Annotated in this window: 23 protein-coding genes; all 23 read right to left on the reverse strand. The window is 47.2% G+C overall.

Features of this window, described 5'->3' with window-relative positions:
* Positions 1 to 24: 24 nt before the first annotated feature.
* On the reverse strand, positions 25 to 807 hold the full coding sequence (gene ypjB / locus ACWJJ5_RS15240; protein ID WP_454022513.1) for a sporulation protein YpjB: 783 nt from the start codon (positions 805 to 807) through the stop codon (positions 25 to 27).
* Between the two features lie 67 nt (positions 808 to 874).
* Positions 875 to 1468, reverse strand: a complete 594-nt coding sequence (locus tag ACWJJ5_RS15245; protein ID WP_173613007.1) for a DUF1405 domain-containing protein — start codon at positions 1466 to 1468, stop codon at positions 875 to 877.
* 107 nt (positions 1469 to 1575) lie between these two features.
* On the reverse strand, positions 1576 to 2343 hold the full coding sequence (locus ACWJJ5_RS15250; protein WP_102422762.1) for a menaquinol-cytochrome c reductase cytochrome b/c subunit: 768 nt from the start codon (positions 2341 to 2343) through the stop codon (positions 1576 to 1578).
* Positions 2344 to 2374: 31 nt separating this feature from the next.
* Positions 2375 to 3049, reverse strand: a complete 675-nt coding sequence (qcrB, locus tag ACWJJ5_RS15255; RefSeq protein ID WP_003153485.1) for a menaquinol-cytochrome c reductase cytochrome b subunit — start codon at positions 3047 to 3049, stop codon at positions 2375 to 2377.
* Between the two features lies 1 nt (position 3050).
* The gene (locus ACWJJ5_RS15260) at positions 3051 to 3554 is read right to left on the reverse strand and encodes a ubiquinol-cytochrome c reductase iron-sulfur subunit (protein ID WP_003153484.1); all 504 of its coding nucleotides are present in this window, start codon (positions 3552 to 3554) and stop codon (positions 3051 to 3053) included.
* A gap of 138 nt (positions 3555 to 3692) precedes the next feature.
* Positions 3693 to 4139: a YpiF family protein gene (locus ACWJJ5_RS15265; protein ID WP_003153483.1), complete on the reverse strand. Its 447-nt coding sequence runs from the start codon at positions 4137 to 4139 to the stop codon at positions 3693 to 3695.
* Positions 4140 to 4193: 54 nt separating this feature from the next.
* Complete coding sequence (locus tag ACWJJ5_RS15270; RefSeq protein WP_003153482.1) at positions 4194 to 4733, reverse strand: ReoY family proteolytic degradation factor; 540 nt, start codon at positions 4731 to 4733, stop codon at positions 4194 to 4196.
* Positions 4734 to 4806: 73 nt separating this feature from the next.
* Complete coding sequence (locus ACWJJ5_RS15275; protein WP_017418032.1) at positions 4807 to 6078, reverse strand: tetratricopeptide repeat protein; 1272 nt, start codon at positions 6076 to 6078, stop codon at positions 4807 to 4809.
* 318 nt (positions 6079 to 6396) lie between these two features.
* Positions 6397 to 7683: a 3-phosphoshikimate 1-carboxyvinyltransferase gene (aroA, locus tag ACWJJ5_RS15280; RefSeq protein WP_071391695.1), complete on the reverse strand. Its 1287-nt coding sequence runs from the start codon at positions 7681 to 7683 to the stop codon at positions 6397 to 6399.
* Positions 7684 to 7694: 11 nt separating this feature from the next.
* Positions 7695 to 8810 (reverse strand): prephenate dehydrogenase, encoded by a 1116-nt coding sequence (locus tag ACWJJ5_RS15285; RefSeq protein ID WP_326361015.1) that lies wholly within the window; start codon positions 8808 to 8810, stop codon positions 7695 to 7697.
* Positions 8811 to 8861: 51 nt separating this feature from the next.
* Positions 8862 to 9944: a histidinol-phosphate transaminase gene (gene hisC, locus ACWJJ5_RS15290; RefSeq protein ID WP_043021738.1), complete on the reverse strand. Its 1083-nt coding sequence runs from the start codon at positions 9942 to 9944 to the stop codon at positions 8862 to 8864.
* A gap of 11 nt (positions 9945 to 9955) precedes the next feature.
* Positions 9956 to 10753 (reverse strand): tryptophan synthase subunit alpha, encoded by a 798-nt coding sequence (gene trpA, locus ACWJJ5_RS15295; protein WP_070082032.1) that lies wholly within the window; start codon positions 10751 to 10753, stop codon positions 9956 to 9958.
* Positions 10746 to 11948, reverse strand: coding sequence for a tryptophan synthase subunit beta (gene trpB, locus ACWJJ5_RS15300; protein WP_077722521.1), 1203 nt, complete (start codon positions 11946 to 11948; stop codon positions 10746 to 10748). The genes trpA and trpB overlap by 8 nt, the downstream gene beginning before the upstream one ends.
* Positions 11929 to 12582, reverse strand: a complete 654-nt coding sequence (locus ACWJJ5_RS15305) for a phosphoribosylanthranilate isomerase (protein ID WP_326361018.1) — start codon at positions 12580 to 12582, stop codon at positions 11929 to 11931. Before ACWJJ5_RS15305 ends, trpB begins: the two co-directional genes overlap by 20 nt.
* Before the next feature lie 4 nt (positions 12583 to 12586).
* Positions 12587 to 13339, reverse strand: a complete 753-nt coding sequence (trpC, locus tag ACWJJ5_RS15310; RefSeq protein ID WP_070082035.1) for an indole-3-glycerol phosphate synthase TrpC — start codon at positions 13337 to 13339, stop codon at positions 12587 to 12589.
* Positions 13332 to 14348 (reverse strand): anthranilate phosphoribosyltransferase, encoded by a 1017-nt coding sequence (gene trpD, locus ACWJJ5_RS15315; protein WP_070082036.1) that lies wholly within the window; start codon positions 14346 to 14348, stop codon positions 13332 to 13334. The genes trpC and trpD overlap by 8 nt, the downstream gene beginning before the upstream one ends.
* On the reverse strand, positions 14320 to 15867 hold the full coding sequence (gene trpE, locus ACWJJ5_RS15320; RefSeq protein WP_129091591.1) for an anthranilate synthase component I: 1548 nt from the start codon (positions 15865 to 15867) through the stop codon (positions 14320 to 14322). Before trpE ends, trpD begins: the two co-directional genes overlap by 29 nt.
* Before the next feature lie 223 nt (positions 15868 to 16090).
* Entirely contained in the window at positions 16091 to 16474 is a 384-nt protein-coding gene (gene aroH / locus ACWJJ5_RS15325) for a chorismate mutase (RefSeq protein WP_003153463.1), read from the reverse strand.
* Complete coding sequence (gene aroB / locus ACWJJ5_RS15330) at positions 16471 to 17559, reverse strand: 3-dehydroquinate synthase (RefSeq protein ID WP_101562232.1); 1089 nt, start codon at positions 17557 to 17559, stop codon at positions 16471 to 16473. The genes aroH and aroB overlap by 4 nt, the downstream gene beginning before the upstream one ends.
* Positions 17559 to 18731 carry a chorismate synthase gene (gene aroC / locus ACWJJ5_RS15335; RefSeq protein WP_003153459.1) on the reverse strand — a complete coding sequence of 391 codons (1173 nt, stop codon included), beginning with the start codon at positions 18729 to 18731 and terminating at the stop codon, positions 17559 to 17561. The genes aroB and aroC overlap by 1 nt, the downstream gene beginning before the upstream one ends.
* A 71-nt stretch (positions 18732 to 18802) precedes the next feature.
* Positions 18803 to 19573 (reverse strand): protein-glutamate O-methyltransferase, encoded by a 771-nt coding sequence (locus tag ACWJJ5_RS15340; RefSeq protein ID WP_454022514.1) that lies wholly within the window; start codon positions 19571 to 19573, stop codon positions 18803 to 18805.
* A gap of 189 nt (positions 19574 to 19762) precedes the next feature.
* Positions 19763 to 20209: a nucleoside-diphosphate kinase gene (ndk, locus tag ACWJJ5_RS15345; RefSeq protein WP_003153455.1), complete on the reverse strand. Its 447-nt coding sequence runs from the start codon at positions 20207 to 20209 to the stop codon at positions 19763 to 19765.
* A gap of 120 nt (positions 20210 to 20329) precedes the next feature.
* Positions 20330 to 21292: a heptaprenyl diphosphate synthase component II gene (gene hepT, locus ACWJJ5_RS15350; RefSeq protein ID WP_003153454.1), complete on the reverse strand. Its 963-nt coding sequence runs from the start codon at positions 21290 to 21292 to the stop codon at positions 20330 to 20332.
* Between the last annotated feature and the right edge of the window lie 22 nt (positions 21293 to 21314).

The following is a 21314-nucleotide window of genomic DNA, read 5'->3' on the forward strand; positions in this document are numbered from 1 at the left end:
TAGCTCCTTTACAGCAATTTGTGTTTATTTAGACTTAGGATACTCACGCTTTTTCTCTTTCTTTTTTTCCGCTCTGTATTTTCGGTAGCCGACATATGTCAGCGCAGTAATAATGATACCGCCTGTTGTCAGAATGACCCAGAGCAGCGAAGGGTCAGCGTCATCCCGCTCCACCTTGTCAAAAACCCGCTTTAAATCCTGCTGCAGGAGCGTCAGACGCTCAAGCTTTGTTCCTTTTGTCATCTGCTGAAACCCTTCCTGCTCAATCACCTCGATATGTTTCGCCACCGTATCAAGCTGGCCGGCCGACACATCCATTGTCAGGCTGGGATAAATTAAATCATATAATGATATAAATTCATTCCACTTTTCATTGAAATTTTCACTTCCGTTTCCGCTGACATCTTCTTTTAAGGCGCTGAATGTCGCCATAATCGGTCTTTCAAGCGAACCCCACAGCGGATCGGAGTGGTCTTCCATCGCATCCATTACCAACCTGAACTGGGCGGCTGCCCGGATTTTTTCGGTATCTGAGGCGGCTGCCTGTTTCAGGACGCGCACTAAATCATTAAAGCCCAGAGTCACCTGCCTGACTTCGGCGCCGCTCAGTGAGTTTACGTGTGTCATTTTTTTCTTAAAGTAGCCAAGCACTTGCAGAGCCTCATCATACTGCGAATGCCGCGTCATTTGGAAAACGGTATCCGAAAGGTCGTTCAGTTCCTTGAGACCGCCCTCATCTTCAGCTTTGGCAGTTGTGATGAAACACATAAGAGCAAGTAAAAGACAGATCGTCAGCTTTCGTTTCATAGAGGTCCCTCCCACTCCTTCTCTTTACAGAATATGAGGAGCGGGACAAGGTTAGACCAAGATTCTATCAGTGTAAGTCAAGCTTTATCCGTCTTTTGGAAATCACCAAATAGTATGCAAGGCCGAGTGAAAATATGCTCAGCCAGAATGTAGCATACCCGATCTCTTGCATATAGTCATTGAGCATTGAGTAGCGGGGCATCATGCCGAAAAGATAATCAATGACATCATTATGAAGCGTCCAAACAGCGGCAACGGCAAGATGCCATAACCGGAACCGAAAATACGGGCTGTATAAAACGCCTTGAACGGCCATGGCAAAATGTGAAGCAATCAGCATGTACCCTTCCCAAGGCATCTGCCCCATTTTGACCAGCACAAAGACATTCATTCCGACCGCCCACAGCCCGTATTTTACAAGGGTTACAAGAGCCAGCGCTTCAAACAGCGGCGCGTTTCTTCCCATGAGAAATGCCAGAAGCACGAACAGGAAGAAAAACGTCGCCGTCGGGCTGTCAGGCACAAATATCAGAAATCGGAACGGCGTGTCCAAAAGCTGCGGCACATACCAATAATAGCCGTACACCGTACCGATAAAATTAACGGCAAGAACAAGCAGAAGCATGCCGCGCAACCCTAAAAGATAAGAAATCCACCTCATACCATCAACTCTCAGTCCATAAAAAGTATGTATCATGCAAAAAAAGCTGACATCCGGTCAGCTCTTTTCATAAAAGTATATCCTGCTGTTGTCTTCTTCACAATACGTTATTTCGCTGTCGTTTCAGAAATGAACTTCGCCAGCTGTTCAAGCTGTTTGTCATTCCCTTTAAAAATACCGGCTGGCATCTGCCCTTTCCCTTTGACGGCGATTTTTTTAATTTCTTCCGGGCTCAGCCCGTTATCGACCAGGGACGGACCGGCGCCTCCCCCTTGAAGATTATCCCCGTGACAGGAAATACAGCCTTGTTCTTTAAATACCTTATAACCGTCTGATTCAGTATCAATGGCGGCTTCTTTTTTAATTTTCCCTTGCTCCTCCGCCTTCGCCCAGTCATGTGTCGCGACTGACTGCCACGTTAAAAAGACCGTAGCGCAAAGCGCCAAAAGCATCATCCCGACGGCAACCGGACGCTTCCACGGCCTTCTTTCAGACCCCCTGTCGAGAAACGGAGCCAAAAGCAGCGACCCGAAGGCAAGCCCCGGTATAATCATCGCTCCGATAACGGTGTAGCTCCCTGCGGCATATTCATATTTTAAAAGCTGGTATAAAAATAGAAAATACCAATCCGGCAGCGGAATATACCCTGTATCCGTCGGGTCCGCCACCCGTTCCAAAGGCGGCTCGTGCACAATCGTTAAAACGAGAAATCCGACGAGGAAAACGGCTCCGACCATCCATTCTTTCAGCAGGAAGTTCGGCCAAAACGCCTCTGTCTTTCCAGGATACTCTGAATAGTCTTTCGGTATATTCGGTTTTTTTTCAGCCGGTATCCTTGAATCTCCTACAAACTTCATTCCTTTCCCCCGGTGCATGTCATCCCCTCCCTTTTATATCAGATTTGTATTAAAGCGGTCCTGAAATTCCCTGCTTGCGGATCATGACAAAGTGGGCGCCCATGAGCGCAAACAAAGCGGCAGGGAGAAAAAATACGTGAATCGCAAAAAATCTCGTCAGCGTTTGAGCGCCGACAATATCGTGGTGGCCGGCAAGAAGAGTTTTCACCTGCGCTCCGATCAATGGCGTCGCCTCCGCAATCTGAAGACCTACCTTTGTCGCAAACAGCGCCTTCATATCCCACGGAAGCAGATACCCTGTAAAACCGAGACCGAGCATCACAAAAAAGATCAGAACACCGACGATCCAGTTCAATTCCCGAGGCTTTTTATAAGCTCCCTGAAAGAAAACCCGCAGCGTATGTAAAAACATCATCACGATGACTAAACTTGCGCCCCAATGGTGCATACCCCTTACAATCTGCCCGAAAGCGACTTCATTCTGCAAATAATACACAGATTCCCACGCGTTTTTTATATCCGGCACATAATACATCGTTAAAAACATCCCGGAGAGCACTTGGATAACGGTTACAAAAAACGTCAAACCGCCGAAACAATAGACAAAAGCCGAGAAATGGTGAGCGGGATTTACATGTTCCGGCACTTCATGGTCGGCGATATCCCGCCACATCGGCGTAATATCGAGACGTTCATCCACCCAGTCATAAATTTTATTCAGCATGTCACCCTTCCCCCCTAGGCTTTGCTTTTCCAAGATACAAAAAGCCGTCCTTTACTTTTTGCTCATAACGGTCAAGAGGCGCGAGCGGCGGCGTGCCCGGAACGTTCGTGCCGTCTTTTTCATACAGACCGTAATGGCAGGGACAAAAGAATTTGTTCGGATTTTTAGGATCATTGTTCCAGTTTACGGTGCAGCCTAAATGCTTGCAGATCGGAGAAAGCGCTATAATTTCATCCCCATGCTTGTAAACCCAGGCTGATCTGGATTCTTCCGATTCGTACCAGGCGTCAACTTGATGAATTTTAAAGTCAAACCGCTTCGGCTCCTTCGTCAGCTCATCCACACTGACAACCTGCACCATTTTTTGATCTCCCGTCGGTTTTAATACCGGGTCCAGCGCAAAACGGACCATAGGCATAAGCGCACTGGCGGCCATAAATCCCCCCACGCCGGTGAGCGCATAGTTTAAAAATTGTCTTCTTGATATATCTTGTTTTCCGCCCATCTCTTCCCCCCCCTAAAGATTGACCAAAAATTAACTAAAATAGAAAATAATTCTGAGATTTGACACCCTCATAATATATGAATCTTTCAGCAAGGTCAACAGAGGCAAAACGGGTGTTTTGCAGGATGCCTGGAGTTTTTAAGAATTGTTCCACTTCTGTAACAAAACGTTCAAAATTTCTCCGCACTTGTCATCCGCTATTTTTCTCTTTAAAGAGTCTTTCATATGTTCAAACGGAACGGCAGGTATGTATATGACATCAGACCCTATTTCAGAATCCTTCCATTTTTCGTCTGCCGTCAGGAACAAGGCGTGCCGGAAGTTGGTCATCACCTCTTCTTTGAGTTTTTGAAGCAGGGCGATTTGTGATTGGTCTATATCAACATATGTATAAGAGGGGAATAAATATACCCGTCCCTTCAATTGGCGCTCAAGCTCTTCAGAAAGCAATTGAGTGCTTTCCCCCTGTTCAACGGCCTCTTTTAAGCCTCCTGAAGACGTTATGGAAATTAACGGAATGACAGCGGTATCAATGTAATCCGCAGATTGTAAATAGGCATCGGCATCAGCGGCCCTCCATCTCATGTCTCGTTCCTCCTCTTTACGCAACAAGCCTTGCATATTCTGCAAGGCTGTCATTTATGTGAGCTGATTCAATTGGCGGGAAAGCTTTTCAAATGTTTCTTTGTCGTGGCGGTCCAGCGCCTCGTCGATATCTTTAAGCAGCTTTTCCCGCTGGAAAGTGGAAATGGCATGTTCTAATATTTTTTCGGCCATCCCCTGATCCTGTTTATTTTCAAACAGGTCTTTCGGCAGATGCGGATTTGATTCAAGAACAGCGGCATATTCCGGTGAGCTGTAGGCCGAACGGAAATTCAGCTGGATAAATAAATCCTGCTGTTTATTTAACCGGATGTCGTGAAAAGATTTTTCCGCGTCCGTAGTCATGACATTTTCTTTGTAAAACCTAAACGGCACCTCATCAACGCAATGAGTAGACATGATAATGCCTCTCGGGCAAAATTCGGCTTGTTCTACAAAATGGACTTTTTCCATTAATGAATCATGACTCATTAAATAATTTAAAATCCAGACGCACTCCCGGCGTTTAAGCTGATAATGATTTAAAAACCAACGGATAAAATCCTTTTTTTCATTGACAGAAACAGGGGTCTGCATGTAATTCCCTCCTCTATCGATCGTATAATCTGACATCACTTATACATTCAGCAAGCATGGTCCAAAATCCTGCTTATCTTAAAAATTCATCCTCTATCCGTAAGATTGTTTCTTCAAGCTCTTCGTTTGTTCCATCCATTGAAAGCACTTGTTTTAAAAGCGGCAGCGCTTCTTTCTGGAGACCCTCTTCCAATAAGAAGTGAGCGTATTCATATAAGAAATCCCGATCATCCTGATAATGGAGATACGCAGCTTCGAAGCTTTTTTTCGCTTCAGCGTATTGTTCAAGGCCTGTATAGGCCCCCGCCAAATACCAATTGTATTTCGGATCTTCTTCTCCGTAGCCGCGGACTTCCTGAATCAGATCGATAATCTCTTCAAAGCTTTCTTCTTTATGATAGACGGCTAAAAGCGTATGGAGCGCTTCCACGTAACCCGGATCGAGCGCCAGCGCTTCCTGAAGAAGCTTTTTGCCTTCCTCTTCGCTGCCAAGCTTTAACGCCATTTTCGCCGCATAGAGAAAAAGCTCTTTATTGTATTCATCGTAAGTAATACCTTCTTTAGCGGTTTTTAATGCATCTTCATACATGCCTTCTGCCTCGTAGCTTTTTGCAAGCGGCATATAAAGCGATGAATAGGAAGGATCAAGCCCTTTTAAATCAGACAGCTGCTTGATGGCTGTTTTGACCATTCCCGCCTGATAGGCTGTGAACCCGTACCCGAAAATCGTATTCGGTTCTGTATGTTCTGCCGCCGCTTTTTCATACCATGAAATCGCTTCCTCAAATTCACCCGCCGCGCTCAATGACTCAGCCAGCCTCTGATGAACATTTACGCCGCCGATTTCGTGCCGTTCTTTTGCCGTCTCTTCATAGTAAGGAACGGCTTTTGCGTATGATCCCTGAGTGAAGTATAATTCCCCCAGAGCGAAATCAATAACTGGTTCATCTTGTAACATTGCTTTCGCCTGTAACAGCTTTTGCTCACTTACTTCAAATAAGCCCTGCATCTGATACAGATCAGCCATTAAAAGAAGGCTTTCCGCGTAAGACGGATCTTCCGGAGAAATCGTCTCCAGCACCTCAAGAGCTTTTTCTTCTTCATCAATATCTATTAACAATTCGGCGTAAAAATTCGTCAGCTCAGACTCATCCGGATAAAGGTCATGCAGATCACTGATCAGCGCTAACGCTTTTTCGGCGTTTCCCCATTCATAGTAGAGCTGGGCTGCAATGGCTTTGTCTTCGTCATGAAGCTCTGTTTCAGCTTTTGAAAGCGCTTTGAGTCCCTTTTCGGTTTCACCTGCTTCAACTAATTTTATGGCTTCTTGAATCAATGTATTCAAATCAGACCGGTCCTTTCTTTTCCTATACCTCATCAACCAAATGAAAAGGGTTTTTATTCGGGTTATTCTTATCATAATTCAGACAGGGCCTGCCCGCAAATAAGATGCTTCACCCGGCATTATAGTTTATCAGAAAATGGTTAAGAGGAAAACGGCAAAAAAGGGGACGGCATCTTTATACGCAAACAGCGCAATTTGTTCCGGCTGTTTCTGTAACGAAAACGCATTCCCCCTTTCTTTTAGTTTTCTGTTTAAGACAAGCTATGTCAAAGCCCAAGATTTTATGACACATGAAGAAAAAAGCCCGAAGAACAGTCTTCAGGCTTTTTTGGCTAATTGATCTAAATGCTCAAAAAATGTCGGATATGAGACATGGATCGCCTCTGTATCACGGATGTCGATCGGCTCTTCTGTCAGGCATGAAGCGATACCGAGCATCATGCCGATGCGGTGGTCGCCGTGGCTTGACACATCGGCTCCGCCCGCAAGCGTTTTTTTGCCGTGTATTTTCATGCCGTCTTCAGTCGGTTCAATGTCTGCGCCGATTTTCCGGAGCTCTGATACGACGGTGTCGATCCGGTTCGTTTCCTTCACCTTCAGCTCCGCAGCGTCTTTAATGACAGTTGTGCCTTCAGCCTGCGTTGCCAAAAGGGCGATAATCGGGATCTCGTCAATTAAACGGGGAATGATTTCTCCGCCGATTTCTGCCGCTTTCAGAGCTGAGGTTTCAATAACCAGGTCTCCGTAAGGCTCTGCGCTGTCCGCTTCTGAAGGAATCACTTCAAGTGAAGCCCCCATTTGCTTTAAGACATCAATCATCCCCGTGCGTGTCGGGTTCAGGCCGACGTTTTTCAGCACAATCCGGCTTCCGGGAACGACAGCGCCTGCCGCGAGGAAAAAGGCCGCTGAAGAAATATCGCCGGGCACGAAAATATCGGCTCCCCGAAGCTTCTGACCGCCCGTTACGGAAGCGCTCGTCTCCGTTTCCGCAAGCTCGGCGCCAAAAGCGTTCAGCATCCGTTCCGTATGGTCTCTTGATTTATGAGGCTCAGTGACGGTCGTCATCCCTTCAGCCTGCAATCCGGCAAGCAGCACGGCAGATTTGATCTGCGCGCTTGCAACAGGGGAGACGTAATCTATGCCTTTCAATTGTCCGCCTCTTACGGATAAAGGCGTAAACCCTCCGTCCGCTCTTCCGTCAATCGCGGCTCCCATCTGTTTTAAAGGCTCCGTCACCCTCTTCATCGGGCGCTTTGCGATACTTTCGTCGCCCGCTACCGTACTGTGAAATGGGCGTCCGGCTAAAATGCCGAGCATCAGGCGGATGGTCGTGCCGGAATTTCCGACATCAAGAAGGCTGTCAGGCTCACAAAGTGCGTCAATGCCCTTTCCGTATATCGTTACATCACTTCCGTTTTGTTCAATGGAGACACCCATTTTTCTGAAGCAGGCAATGGTGCTCAGACAATCGGCTCCGGGCAAAAAGTTTTTTACCGTTGTCGTTCCTTCCGCAAGCGCTCCGAACATAACAGAACGGTGGGAGATGGATTTATCCCCCGGAATATGAATTTCACCGTTTAAAGACGTCACTTTTTCTCTTTTCAATGTTTTCCACCTCAGTCAGCGTAAAATGTGTCATATTTGGCGCGGGATTGAATGCAGGTTTCCGCGCGCTTCCGGTCATCATCAGTCTGGAAACTGATTCTGAGAATTCCGTTAATATCTTCTCTTGTTTCGATAATGCGGATGTTGGTGATACTGATTTTTTCTTCTGCCAGTATCGCCGTAATTTCCGAAATGACCCCCGGATGATCAGGAACATCGACATAAAGGTCATAAAAGGACGGGATCGCTCCTTTTTGACGGAGCGGCAGACCGTCGCGATAATCTTTCGCTTTTTTAAAATATCCGAACAGGCTGTCCGCATCTTCATTTTCTACATAAGATTCGATCGTGTCAATCTCCCGTTTCCATTCTTTGAAGCGGTCAAGCAGTTTATCTTTGTTATGAAGAAGTATGTCCCTCCACATCGCCGGACTGCTTGAGGCGATTCTGGTGATGTCCCGAAAACCGCCGGCTGCGAAACGCTTCAAAAACGGATAATCTTCTTCAGAATGATGAGCCTGATGGACGAGGCTTGCAGCAACGATATGAGGGAAATGGCTGATGACGCTCGTTACGCCGTCATGCTCCTCGGGAGTCATCTCCACAAAGTGGGCGTTTGCCGCTTTCAAGAGTTCCTTCAGATGCGTTACTGACTCTTTAGAAGTTGATTTTCCGGGTGTTAAAATGTAAAACGCATTTTCGAATAAAAATTCTTTCGCGGCAGCGGCCCCGGATTTATGAGATCCCGCCATCGGATGGCCGCCGACAAATTGATAGTGATCCGGAAGCACTTTGTCGGCGTAGCTGACGACTTTCTGTTTCGTGCTGCCCACATCCGTAATCAGGAGTTCATGGGTGATGTCTGATGCGGCCAGCATATCGAGCATTTTCAGCGTTTGGGCGACAGGCGTGGCGATAATGACAACAGACGCTTGCTGCGCCCCTTCCGTCAATGAGCCGGCCCGCTCGTCAATAATTCCGAGCTTCAGCGCGGCAGTGAGCTGTTCTTCCGAAATATCCACACCGATAATCCGTTTATGCGGATGCTCCTTTTTGATGGCCAATGCGATCGATCCGCCGATCAGCCCGATCCCCGCAAGCAATATAGTATCCTTCATTTCACTCATTTCCTTTTTCATCTATTTTAATAGAGCAAAGAGGTGATGCTTGATCACCTCTTATAATATTTCAGCTAAAATTGTGAGAATTTCCTCATTCTGCTCTTTCGTACCGACCGTAATCCTTAACGCTGTCGGAAATCCGAGCGCCTGTCCTGAGCGGACGATATATCCTTTTTCCAACAGGGCTTGGAACAGTTCATCCGCCGGACGGTTAAAATCAATGAGCACAAAGTTGGTTTGTGAAGGATAACAAGTTAATCCGTGAGTTTCCGCAAAATCATAATACTGCTTAAGGCCGGCTTTATTTTTCTCGACGCATTCCTGGATAAATGTCTGGTCGTCAAGCGCTGCCAGTGCCGAAGCCTGACCGATTCTGCTCGTATTGAACGGCTCTCTCGCCGGTTCAATCTGGCGGATCAGCGCTTCGTCCGCAATGCCGTATCCGACGCGCAGCGCGGCAAGTCCGTACGCTTTAGAGAAGGTGCGGAGGATCATGACATTCGGATATTGCTTTAAAAGCGGAATGCTTTCTGGGTAATCTTCCGCCGTAACATACTCGTAGTACGCTTCATCAAGGACAACGAGTATATGCTCGGGAACTCTGTTTAAAAAGGCAATTAGCTCTTGCTCAGAAGTATATGTCCCCGTCGGATTATTGGGGTTGCATACCCATATGACTTTCGTCTCGCCGTCAATTGCTTCCAGCATCCGGTCCAAATCATGAGCGCCGTCACTGCGGAGCGGCACCTCGCGCACCTCAGCGCCTTCAATCACCGCATTGTGTCTGTATTGCGGGAAAGTCGGGGCGGCGGTAATCGTGTTTGCCTGATCATTTAATAAAGAACGGCAGATAATCTGCACTAGCTCATCAGAGCCGTTGCCGAAAATGATCGAAGATTCACTGACCTGCAGATGCTCACTGAGCCGCGTTCTCAAAGCGGCACTGTAACCGTCGGGATACAGCGCAAGCTGCTCAATCTCCTGATGCAGCGCATCTTTTGCGGCCTGTGAACAGCCGAACGGATTTTCGTTAGAAGCGAGTTTTACTACTTTTTCAAGCCCGTATTCCATTTTCACTTCTTCTATTGGTTTGCCCGGCTGATACGGTTTCAGCTGCCGCAGCTGTTCTTTAATCTGCAAATCCAGTCACCTCATTTTACACTGTACAGTCGTCCGAACGTCTTTGCGTATTCTTCAAATTCAAGAAGCGCATCAGCTCTTGTGCCGGGATTCACAAGCTTTGTTTTAAGCTCTTCAACTTTTTTGACAAGCGCGCTGCCGACAACGACACCGTCAGATATTTCATTCATCCCGTCAACCTGTTTGCGGTTTGAAATGCCAAAACCGACCGCAACCGGAACAGAGCTGAATTCTTTCACCTTACGGATGAAAGAGTATACAGAAGGATCGAATTCGCTGCGTACGCCCGTCACTCCTAAAGAGGATACACAATACACAAAGCCGCGGGCCTGTTCAGTAATTATTTTCAAACGGTCTTCACTTGTCGGCGCAACCAGTGAGATATAAGCGATGTTCTCCTTTTTGCATGTCATTTGCAAAAGGGCGCTTTCCTCTAACGGAAGATCCGGAACAAGCAGACCGTCTATGTCGTTTTCCCGCAGTAAAGCGAAAAAGTATTCTTTTTCTAATTGTAACACAGGATTATAATACGTAAAGAGGATAATTGGAATATGAACGCCGTTTTTTTTCATTTTGCCGCCAAGTTCAATGGCTTTTACGATATTCATTCCGTTTTCCAGAGCCCGTTTTGAAGCCCGTTGTATGACGGGTCCGTCCGCAAGCGGATCTGTGTAAGGAACGCCGATTTCAAGGGCAGAAGCGCCTGCATTCTGTAATGATATTGCCAGTTCAACAGAAATGTCAGGAAGCGGATCGCCCGCTGTGATAAAAGGGATAAACAATTTTTCAGAATCTCGCAGATTAAACATGTGTCTCCACCCCGTTTTCCAAAACATTCATCAGCGTATGAACATCTTTATCTCCTCTTCCCGACAAACTGACGAGAATGATTTTGTCTTTATCCATGTCCTTTGCCATTTCAAACGCTTTTGCCAGGGCGTGGGCAGATTCAATAGCCGGAAGAATACCTTCTGTTTCAGAAAGCAGACGCAACGCGGCAATCGCTTCATCGTCTGTCACGCTTTCGTACGTTACACGGCCGCTTTTGTGCAGATAGGCGTGCTCAGGGCCGATCCCCGGGTAATCAAGGCCTGCTGAAATGGAATACGGTTCGATAATCTGCCCGTATTCATCTTGTATTAAATAGGTCATTGATCCGTGAATCACCCCGAGCGTCCCTTTTGCGATCGTTGCCGCATGCAGCGGCGTATCAATTCCTTTTCCGGCCGCCTCGGCGCCGATCAGCTCAATGTCTTCTTCTAAAAAGGCCTGAAATATGCCCATCGCATTGCTTCCGCCGCCGACACATGCAACAACCTTATCCGGGAGCGTTCCTTCAACTCGGCGGAGCTGTTCTTTCGCTTCCTCGCCGATGATTTTCTGAAATTCGCGAACGATATACGGATACGGGTGCGGACCCACTACAGAACCGATAAGATAGAAATGATCTTCACAATGCTGGACCCAATACCTGATTGCCTCATTCGTCGCATCTTTCAGCGTGCCGTTGCCGCTTGTGACCGGCACCACTTCCGCGCCGAGCAGTTTCATCCGGAATACGTTCAGCGACTGGCGCGCAACGTCTTCTTCACCCATAAAAACCGTACATTTAAAACCGAATTTTGCGGCGGCTGTCGCGGCAGCCACACCGTGCTGTCCCGCACCGGTTTCGGCGATGATTTTCGTTTTGCCCATCTTTTTAGCAAGCAGAATCTGGCCTAACGCGTTGTTAATTTTATGAGAGCCGGTATGGTTTAAATCTTCTCTTTTCAGATAGATTTTCGCCCCTCCCAAATACTCTGACACCCTGTCTGCGAACGTTAATGCAGTCGGTCTTCCGGAGTAATCAAACAATAGTTTTTTATATTCGGCATGAAAAACGGGATCATTCTTTAATTCTGTGAAAGCCGTTTCGATTTCCTCAAGGGGCCGCATCAATGTTTCAGGGACAAATTTGCCGCCGAATTCGCCGTATCTTCCGATTTCATTTGGATATGGATACATAGTGGTTCATCCTTTCTTCTAAAAGCCGGATCAGTGTTTGATCCTTGTGTCCGTTTTTTTCAATTCCGCTGGCAAGATCTATACCGCACGGACGCGATCTCAGTAAGCCGGTAATCGTCTCAGGATTAACACCGCCCGCAATAAAACAGCGCTTGCTTGCATTTTGAGCCTGCTTTCGGTACAAGGGGACACGGGCCCATGAAAACGCGATTCCCGTCCCGCCTCTCATTCCTGTCACTGAAGAATCAATGACATAGCCGTCGACAGCAGGTGCAAATTGAGCCATCTGACGGAGCGTCCCTTCCCCGTGATGGAGCGCTTTCCATATTTCCGAGCGCACAAGCGGACGGAGACGGAGGGCATCCTCAGGCGAGTCATCACCGTGAAGCTGGATGACGTCAAGGGCGAGATCAGAGGCGATTTGCGCGATGTTTTCTATCGTTTCATTTACAAATACTCCGACATGTTTCTTGTCTGTCCGGACCTGCTCTTTCCATTTCCGGACCTCATCCGGCGTTACTCTCCGTTTGCTTGCGGCAAAAATAAATCCCAGATAATCCGCTTCTGAAGCTGCCGCAAGTTCATAATCACGCTTCGATCGTATTCCGCAGTACTTTAACTCAGGCTTTTTCATATCGTCACTCCCCGAACAGTCCGCGGATCGCCTTTTGCTGCGAATCCTCTCTCATTAAGGATTCTCCGACCAATACACCCTGCGCCCCGTGCTTGTTGACGAATTGCAGGTCAGCCAAAGAACCGATGCCGCTTTCGCTGACCAGCAGGCAGCCGTCCGGCACAAGCTGCGCTATTTTTTCCGTTTGCGAAACAGAAGTACGGAACGTTTTTAAGTCCCGGTTGTTTATGCCGAGAATGTCCGGCTGAAACACTTGTAAAATCCGTTCAAGCACAGTTTCACCATGGACTTCAACGAGAACGTCCATGCCCTTCTCGCGGGCTTCCAGATAAAGCTCATAAAGCTCTGAAGGTTCCAGCGCTTCCCCGATCAGCAAAATGGCATCGGCGCCGATCCTGAACGATTCCTCCACCTGAAGGGAATCAATAATAAAATCTTTTCTCAGCACGGGAAGAGACACGGTTTGTTTCACATCTGTCAGAAATTGATTTCTCCCCTGAAAAAAACGGGTATCCGTGAGAACCGAAAGGGCGTCGGCTTTAGCCGCTTCATAATCCGCCGCAATCGTTTCCGGAACAAAATGCTCTTTAATCAATCCTTTAGACGGCGAAGCTTTTTTCACTTCGGCAATCAGCCCGATAAAACGGTTCGGGTTCAGGAGTGCTTCTTTAAAGGATCTCCGTTTAATTTGACAGGTTTCCGGCAGCACGATGGATTTGATTTCTTCTTTTTTCTGCTGAATGATTTGGTCAAGCATACATTTCTTCCTCTTTCTGTTTCAGACGTTCGAGCTGCTTTTTGGCATCTCCGTTTTGAATCGCTTCTAAGGCTGTTTTCGTTCCTTCTTTCAGATCGTTTGCAAGACCTGCCGTATAAATGGCCGCGCCCGCATTTAAGGCGGTAATATGCAGAGCGGATAACGGAGCTTTATTTGCAAAAATATTCTGAATGAGGAGCGCGCTTTCTTCCGATGAATTCACTTGAATATCCTTCAATGAACCTTCTGCAAAACCGAATTGTTCAGGTGAAACGGAATATTCCAGACGTTCACCGTTTTTCAGTTCAATGATATCGGTCGGTGCTGTGATGGACAGTTCATCTAATCCGTCACGCGCCGACACAAGCATGACGTGTCTGACATCAAATTGTTCCAAAGCGCTTGCCATCAGGCGCGCTTTATCAAATGAATAGACGCCGATCACCTGCCGCTTCACCTGCAGCGGGTTGCTGAGCGGGCCCAGCAGATTAAATACGGTTCGGAAGCCAAGCTCTTTTCTTGCGGCGGCGACGTGCTTCATTGACGAATGAAACAGCGGCGCAAACAAAAACCCCAATTGTTTCATTTCAATGCTGCGTTTGACGCTTTCTGGAGTGGCTTGAATGGAAACCCCCAGCTTTTCCAGCACATCCGCGCTGCCGCTTTTAGACGAAACGGAGCGATTTCCGTGCTTGGCAACTTTAGCTCCGGCGGCAGAAGCTGTAATCGCCGCTGCCGTGGATATGTTAAACGTAGAAATCCCGTCGCCGCCTGTTCCGCACGTATCAACGACATCCGCCAAGCCACCCGCCGTCTGTGCCCGCGCCCGCATCACTTTTACAAATCCGGCAAGCTCCTCCGCCGTTTCACCCCGGTGGGCTAATACCGATAAAATCCCGCCGATCTCAGACTGCGACATGTCCCCGTTCATCATCATCTCCATCAGCTTTTCGGCTTCTCCGGTTTTCAGCGTGCGGCCATTAACGCACGATTGCAGAAATTTGTTCATCCGTCTTCTCCTCCCCGCCAGAAAAGATGTCTTCTGCGATTTGAATCGTTTTTAAAAGCGCCCCCGCTTTGTTACAGCTCTCTTCATATTCGGCTTCCGGGACGGAATCAGCGACTATTCCCGCGCCCGCCTGCACCGACGCCGTACCGTTTTTGACACTCATGGTGCGGATGGTGATACACGAATCAATTGACCCGTCAAATCCGATATAAGCAATACATCCGCCGTAGGTTTCTCTGGAAGTCGGTTCTAATTCATTTAAAAGCTGCATCGCGCGGATTTTCGGAGCGCCCGAGAGTGTTCCTGCCGGGAATGCCGACATCAGCGCATCAACCGGATGGACGCCCTGTTTTAAACGGCCGGTTACAACAGAGATGATGTGCATCACATGTGAAAAAGAAACGACCTTTGTGAATTCCGGAACGGCTACGGAACCGTACTCCGCAACTCTGCCGATGTCATTGCGCGCAAGATCGACGAGCATATAATGTTCAGCTTTCTCTTTTTCGTCATTCATCAGCTCTTTTTTCAGGCGTTCGTCCTCTTCTTTTCCGGCGCCCCTTCTTCTCGTTCCGGCAATCGGATGAATTTCCAAGTGCCTGTCATGCACGCGGATCAGACGTTCAGGCGAACTCCCGACAATGTCTCTGTCAGGCAGTTTGATATAGTACATATAAGGTGAAGGATTGATGATGCGGAGCACCCTGTACAGCTCAAATGAATGTCTGGATACCGGAATGTCAAACTTTTGCGAAAGCACCCCTTGAAAAATGTCTCCGGCTTTTATATATTCTTTCAGTTTATCGACGCCGGCCATAAACTCTTCTTTTGTATAATTGGATGTCACATCGGCAAAACTTGGCGTTTCAAATGATTCTTTAGAAAAAAACGGCTCTTTCATATCTTTCGGTTCTGTCAAAATACCGATAAGCTTACGAAGCTCCGCGCAATTTTCTTTAAAAACTGCCCGCTTTTCTTCCTCCGTCTCCCGGCCGTTAAGCGCCGCATATTGAATGAAATGCACTTGTTTCGTTTCGTGGTCGTACGCGATGATTTTCCGGCAGACAAACAGCATGCATTTTTCGAAATCTGTTTCTTTCGCGTGGCTCGGCACGGAAGGCTCAATCAAAGGAATCATGTCATAGCTCAGATAACCGACCGCCCCTCCCGAAAACGGGATATCAAGCTCGGGTGTTTTAATGCGGAAGCTTTCATTCATCCAATCAAGCACGGCTTTTAATTCTCCGGCTTCAAACAGCGTATGCCCTTTTGGATCAGCGGCAGTGAATGTGTGATGACTCTCTTTAATCGTGATAAAAGGATCGAGGCCGATAAAAGAGTATCTCGACCAGCTTGACGACTCATCCTTGCTTTCTAAAAGATACGTAATGTTTCTGTCCAGTTTTTCAACCATCTGAATGGGTGTGATCGTGTCGACCGTAAAAGTCTCTGCGATTGGAATGGTGCGGTGTGTCAGACTGTCCTTTAAAAATAAAGAAACATCCGATTGTAAATTCATGATTCTCCTCCTTACGGTAAGGAGAATGAGATGAAGAGTGAGAGGAGTCTTGCGTATAAGAAATAAACCCAAAAGAAAGGCTTCTTTTGGGCAGAATAAAAACGTGTTTATCTCAGCTCAGCTAAACTCATTCTCTGCTACCCTATTCTAAACTCAACTGTTCAATATCTTACTTACCAGCTCTATACACACTCTTGTGTATTTCTAAGCTTTGTTTATCGTATTACATGTCAGTATTTTTTGTCAATGATAAATCCGGCCTTAACACAACGGCTTTTTCTAAATAGACATGCTTGATTTCATCCTGAGGCGTATCCGTCTGAACCGTCATCAGGACACGGATACACTTTTGCAGAGCGCCGGTGACATCCATTTCCTGCATGCACGTCACCGGGACGTACTGCCACCCGGAAAGGCGGCGGACCGCTTTTGCCGGAAATACGGAATGGATATCAGGCGTGGCGGATAACAGGATCTGCACAACGTCTTCCGGCTTGCATCCATTTTGTTCAATGATTTTTTCAAGCAGCTGCTGTGTTTTTTCTAAAATTTCTTGTTCGGTGTCTTGTTCCACCGTTGTTGCTCCGCGAATGCCGCGTATCATCATGCTGTTTCCTCCATTCGCCATTTGTTCAGCAAATTTTCGAGCTCATCTTTTGAAAGCATGCAGTCCCGCGCTTCGCCTAATTCTTTTAACACGATGAACTGTGTCATGCCTCCGCGCGTTTTTTTATCATTCATCATCCGGGCGGAAAGAACCGGCGTTTCAATATCTTGTCTGATGCTTCCCGGGTAGCCGAGCCCAATCAGCCATTGTGTGAGTTCTTTCCTGTTCATCTTGCAACCCGCAACCTGTTCACTCACGTAAAGGGCAAACTGCATGCCGAGGGCGACCGCATCTCCATGTGTAATCCGGCCGTAGCCGTATTCCGCCTCAACGGCATGGCCGAGCGTATGGCCGAAATTCAGAAAAGCTCTTATCCCCTCTTCCTTTTCGTCCTCACGCACGACGGCCGATTTGATTGAAATTCCTTTATAAATCATTTCATTCAGCTCAGCGCTTGTCAGTCCTTGCAACGTATCAAACGTGAGAAGTTTTTCTAAAAAAGCATGATCGGCGATAAACGCGTGTTTGATCACTTCAGCCATGCCCGATCTCAGCTCTTGTTCCGGCAGGGTTTTCAGAAGCTCCGTATCGTAAATCACCGCTTTCGGCTGATAAAACGCGCCGATTAAGTTCTTTCCGAGTTTATGGTTGACGGCCACCTTGCCGCCGACCGCACTGTCATGGGCAAGCAGTGTCGTCGGCATTTGAATGAAATCAATTCCTCGCATAAATGTTGCTGCGCAAAAGCCGGCCAAATCACCCGTCACGCCGCCTCCGAAGGCGATCATACATGAGGAGCGGTCCATATGGAAAGCGATCGCTTCCGTTTGAATCCGTTCATACTCTTTTAGAGACTTCGCTTCTTCTCCGCTTGGAACGATTACTTTTTTCACGGGCCATGTTTCGCTTAAAAGCCGGAACATCTCATCGCCGTAAAGCCGGTCAACTTCAGCATCGATGACGAGAAGGATCTTTGTCAGCGGCCTGTTCAGTGAAGACAAAAGGGAAGCGGCCTGTTTCCTTATGCCTTCACCGATATACACGGGATATGCGGAGGAAGCTGTCCGAACCTCAAGCTCTTTCATCAGAATTCCCTCGATAGTTTTTTCATGTTTTCAACATTTTCTTTAATGCGGTCGATCTGGTCAAGCCCGAATTGTTCTACGACGGCATTTGCGATTTCCCAGGCCACTGCTGCTTCAGCCACTACGCTTGCTGCCGGAACCGCGCAGCTGTCTGAACGTTCAATGCTCGCTGTAAACGGTTCTTTCGTTTCAATGTCGACGCTTTTCAGCGGCTTATACAAAGTAGGGATCGGTTTCATAACGCCGCGGACGACAATCGGCATTCCCGTCGTCATACCGCCTTCTAATCCTCCGAGCCTGTTTGTGGCGCGTGTATAGCCTTTCTCTTCATCCCATACGATTTCATCATGAACTTCACTGCCGTTTTTGCCGGCCGCTTCAAAACCGATGCCGAACTCTACGCCTTTAAACGCGTTAATCGACAGAACGGCAGCAGCGAGCTTGCTGTCCAGCTTACGGTCATAGTGGACATAGCTTCCGACACCGACCGGCATACCTTCGACGATCACTTCAACGATTCCGCCGATCGAGTCACCGTTTGCCTTCGCTTCATCAATGGCTGCCATCATTTGACGGCCTGCTTCTTCATCGTAGCATCTGACTGGTGATTCTTCTGTTACCCGTTTGAGATCCTCAATGGATGTGTAATCGGTTTTCTCTGCTTTTACGCTGCCGATTTGCAGGACATGTCCGGCGACTTTAATGCCAAGCTCCGCTAAAATCTTTTTAGCGACGGCTCCGGCAGCCACGCGAACCGTTGTCTCACGCGCGGAAGATCGTTCTAACACATTTCTCATATCGCGGTGATTATACTTAATAGCCCCGTTCAAATCTGCGTGTCCCGGTCTCGGTCTTGAAATCTGGCGTTTCATTTCACTTTCTTCTTCTTCTGTAATCGGTGCGGCGCCCATGATTTTTGTCCAGTGAGTCCAATCTTTATTCTCTACAACGAGCGCGATGGGTGAACCGAGTGTCCGGGCATGCCGCACGCCGCTTGTGATCTTCGCTCTGTCCGTTTCAATCTGCATGCGGCGTCCGCGGCCGTGCCCTTTTTGACGTCTGGCAAGCTCAAAATTAATATCTTCTTCAGTTATATAAAGCCCCGCAGGCACACCTTCTATAATTGTCGTCAGCTGCGGACCGTGTGATTCTCCGGCTGTTAAGTATCTCATTTCTTTCTTCTCCCTTCATCGCATTAACGCTTTTAAGTAAAACTATACCACAAGTTTTCATTAAATGTCTTCTATCTTTTTTGATAAAAAAATGTATCAGTGCTCTCAAGGCCGAATTTTTCCGGGCTGAAAATCTGCTCTGTGCTTCCGACAAACAGAATTCCGTTCTTTTTCAGGCTGCCCGCCATTTTCACATACAGCTCTTCTTTTGCTTTTTCAGTAAAATAAATAAAGACGTTGCGGCAGACGATCAGATCAAAATCCTGTTCATAGCTGTCGGCGAGCAGGTTGTGCCGCTTAAACCGGATGTTTTTTTGAATCTCTTGTTTTACTTGATAACTGTTGTCAGCCTGCTTGGTGAAATAACGGCTTTTCACGGAAGCCGGCACCTCTTGCAGCGAACGTTCCTGATAGATGCCCCGCTTGGCTTTGCCAAGCGCCTTTTCATCAATATCTGTCGCCAATATATCAAATCCGGCCAAACCCGCCTGCTGATTGAGAATCATGGCCAAGGTATAGGGTTCCTCCCCCGTTGAACAGGCCGCACTCCATATTTTTAACGGTTTGTTATGCTTTATTAACGGAAGAATTGAGGTTTCAAGAACTTCCCACCGTTTATAATTTCGGTAAAATTCAGAAACATTGATCGTCATTCTGTCCAATGTTTCATTTAATAAAAGCTTGTCTTTCTCCAAAGCGGCGGCAAATTCCTGAAAATCTTTGAATCCCTTTTTTTCATAAAGGGACGTCAGCCGCCTTTTCATTTGTGCTTCTTTGTATAAAGATAAATCAACGCCGGTTATTTGTTTCCACTTCGTGATAAAAATTTCGTAAGGCTCCATTGCTTCTCTCCCAATCTCGCTGTCTTTTGTCCTAGTATAGCCTGTTTTCTTTCTAATTTGTACGATTTCAATAAAAAAATCAGCCCGCAGGCTGATTTGTGAGAAATGAAAAGACAGGGCAGCGCAGCCTCTGTCTTCCTTAAAATATGTAAACCTTTTCATAACAAGAGAAAAAGAAAGGCTGACGGCTTAGTACACCCAGTCGGCCATTAATTTTTGATACGGTACAAGCTCTTCCTGTTTGAAGAAAATGTCAATTTCCCGTTCAGCGCTTTCTAAGGAGTCTGAACCGTGAATGATATTTTTGCCGACAAACATGCCGTAGTCACCGCGGATCGTGCCCGGCAGTGCATCTTTCGGGTTCGTTTTTCCGATCAGCTGTCTTGTGATCTCTACTACATTTTCCCCTTCCCATACCATTGCAAATACGGGTCCTGATGTAATGAATTCCACAAGCTCGCCGAAAAACGGCTTCCCTTTATGTTCAGCATAATGGTTTTCAGCCATCTGTTCTGAAACTTGCATTAGCTTGGCTCCTGCCAATTGTAAGCCCTTACGCTCAAATCTGGATAAAATCTCTCCGATCAGCTGGCGCTGTACGCCGTCCGGTTTTACCATGATAAAAGTTTTTTCCATAAGATTCTCCACCCCATCATTATGTATAGGCTTTCAAGTTGCACACCGAAATCGTAACATCTTTCTGACAATTAATCAATCCAGGGCGGAGAATGTTCACATCTTGTTCGTAAAAGGAATTTAAAATTTCCGTTTGCCGATATATTTGGCGATGGCGGCCAATGATGAGCGCGCCCGTCCTCTCGGCAGTGTATTCAGTTTCTCAAACGCTTTTTTTAAGTACCTGTCACTGACGGCCATTGATTTTTCAATCGCGTCTGTGCGTTTAATATTTTCAATAATGGGGGCGAGCTGCTCCTGTGTTGTTTCACTGTTAATTAATTTCAGCTGATTTTTCAATTCAGGCTGACGGAGCGCGTACAAAACGGGCAGAGTGACATTTCCTTGCAGCAGATCCCCTCCGACCGGTTTTCCCAGTTCCTCTTCCGTTGAAGTGAAATCAAGAATGTCGTCAATAATCTGGTAGGACATGCCCACGTAATAGCCGAACCAATATAATGCTTTGTGAATCTTCTCATCAGCTCCCGAAGCGATGGCGCCGAGCTGGCAGCTGACGGCAATGAGAAGAGCCGTTTTCCGTTTGATGCGGCGCAAATAGGTTCTGAGGTTTTGTTCCATATTGTATTTATCTCTGATCTGTTCAATTTCTCCGAGGCATACTTCTACGATGGTTTTGGACAGGATCCGGTGGGCTTTCGGCTCATCCAATCTCGTCATCATCTCAAGTGAGCCCGCAAGCATATAATCACCGGTATACATGGCGATGCGGTTGTCCCACTTGGCTTTGATGGTCGGCTTTCCCCTCCGCAGCTCGGCGTCATCAATGACGTCGTCATGAACGAGGGACGCCATATGAATCATTTCCAGCGTCACCGCAACATATTTTATTTTATTAATGTCATAGTCGCCGAACATGCCGGAAAGCAATACGAAAACAGGGCGGATCCGCTTGCCTCCCGCCTGGAGCAGATGGAGCCCGGCTTCACTCAGCAAGGGATAGTCTGACCGCACCGTTTGCTCAAGCTCCCTTTCGATCACATCAATATCGTCATTTAAAAAAGAATAGGCCATTTTAAATTTCATATCATTCACCCAAACATCTGTA

The organism is Bacillus sp. JK74, from assembly GCF_053663395.1.